Here is a 1,894-nt window from a genome sequence, read left to right on the forward strand (position 1 = left end):
TGTACTCGTAGGGCACCTGCGTGGGAACCGGGATTCCTGCCGGGCTGATGACCCAGACGGTCTTATACCGTATCTGCACCTCCACCCATGTGGTGAGCTTATACTGCTTTTTGAAGGTCTCCTTCAACTTGCCCTGCACCTCCGACCGGGTATAATCGTCATACAGAGTCGTGAGAAAAGAGGTCAGCTGCCACGGATCGTGTTCAATATCATCCAGATGGTATCGATATTCGTCATAGCCGGGGTGGTCGGTGGGGGTACGCTTGATCTTCTTATCCAGTTCCTTTTCCAGCTTCTTGTAGTCGGTTTCGGCTCCCCGGATGTCCCGATCCTCTGCGGTGTAGATGGTCTGCCCGGATACCTGCGTGGTGCCGGAAAACAGAATGGAACAGGACGAAAACGCTGACATGACCAGCAGCAGGAGCAAAAGAAAAACGCCCACGATCAAAAGAACGTGCGCGTTGCTCTTTGCAAAATTGGCAATGCCGTTGACTGCGGTGCTGACCACCGATCTTCCTTTGTCGATGACCTGTTCCATGCCGGACTTTGCAGCATTGGATGCCGCTTTGCCGCCTGCGGTCTGCGCCGCTGTGCCCGAATGGGCGGCGGCATAGTAACTCTGCCGGATGTCCTGTTTCTGCCGCCATCGGGAGAGCCAGTTGGAGCAGTCCTCGCCGGTGCAGGATTCGCCTGCATCTTGTGCCGCAGTCGGCTTCTGCGGGGAAGATTTTGCGGTTTTGGCACCCTTCTTGCCCTGCATCTTGGCTTTCTTTTTCAGCTTCCGGGCATAGATGCGCTTGGAAATATCCCGGACATTTCCTGCTGCCTTTTCGCCCTCGCTTAAAGCCTGTGTGCCCACATTATCGTCCTCGTACTGGTCAACCTCCCGATGCACCGCAGACCGGGCGGCAGCAGCGGCATACATAGCACGTTTCTGCTGCTTTGTCATGCGGGATGCTTCATCCGGGGTGATCTCGGCTTTGCCAAAACGCAGGTGCTGCGCCTTTTCCGCTGCCTTGTCTGCATCCTGTTTCAGTTTCTGCTTTTTGGGCACCGACTGCTCCACTTTAGACTTTTTCGGAGGGGAGCGTGTAGCCGTGCGCTCCTTTTCCTCCTCGAATCTCAGCTTCGGCTGTTTCTCACTCATGCTTTTGCGCCTCCGCAACTTCGGAAAGGCGGGTCGTAAGGATGCGGTAGAGTTCAAGGTCTTTCGGGAAGTGGTCAACAAAGGGTAGGATCACGTTGCCGAAGAACAGCAGCCCTTCGCCCTCACCGGAGTGAGTGACGTAGGAAAGCTGATGGGGCGAGATGTTGAGCTGCTTCGCCAAAATCTGCCGGTCTCCGTTGGCTTGATTGAGCATATACACAAAGTCCGAGTTTTCAAAAATATTCGATACTTCGGGACTTGCCAGCAGATCTTTGACGTTCTGCGTTAGGGCTGTCGGGATGCCGCCCCACTTACGAAAACGCTTCCAAATTTCAACGCTGTACGCCGCAGTCTGCTCTTCCTTCAAGAGCAAATGGAACTCGTCTGCATAGTACCGGGTGGATTTTCCGGCACTGCGGTTGGCGGTCACACGCCCCCACACGGCATCCTGCACGATGAGCATACCGAGTTTTTTCAGCTGCTTGCCAAGCTGCTTGATATCAAAACAGACAATGCGATTATTGATATCCACATTGGTGTGGTGGTTAAAAATATTCAAAGAACCCTTAACGTAAATTTCCAGCGCAGCCGCCACATGGCGGGCTTCCGGTTCATCTTGCGTCAGCAGGGCGTTGTACAGATCTTCCAACAGCGGCATATTTTCCGGGGTGGGATTCTCGAAATACTTGCGATAGATCACATGGACGCAGCGGTCAATGACCGTCTTTTCCACCGGCTGCAAGCCCT

General features: G+C 54.1%; 2 protein-coding genes. Both read right to left on the reverse strand.

Annotated features, from left to right (window positions below; translation table 11 throughout):
• On the reverse strand, window positions 1-1,147 hold a 1,147-nt coding region (locus J3353_RS15890), incomplete at its 3' end, for a CD1108 family mobile element protein (protein ID WP_207685234.1).
• On the reverse strand, window positions 1,140-1,894 hold a 755-nt coding region (locus J3353_RS15895), incomplete at its 5' end, for a VirB4-like conjugal transfer ATPase, CD1110 family (protein ID WP_370569221.1). The genes J3353_RS15890 and J3353_RS15895, both read right to left, overlap by 8 nt.

Origin of the sequence: Faecalibacterium sp. Marseille-Q4137 (genome assembly GCF_017377535.1) — a bacterium.
In the GTDB taxonomy this organism is placed as follows: Bacteria; Bacillota; Clostridia; order Oscillospirales; family Ruminococcaceae; genus Faecalibacterium; species Faecalibacterium duncaniae.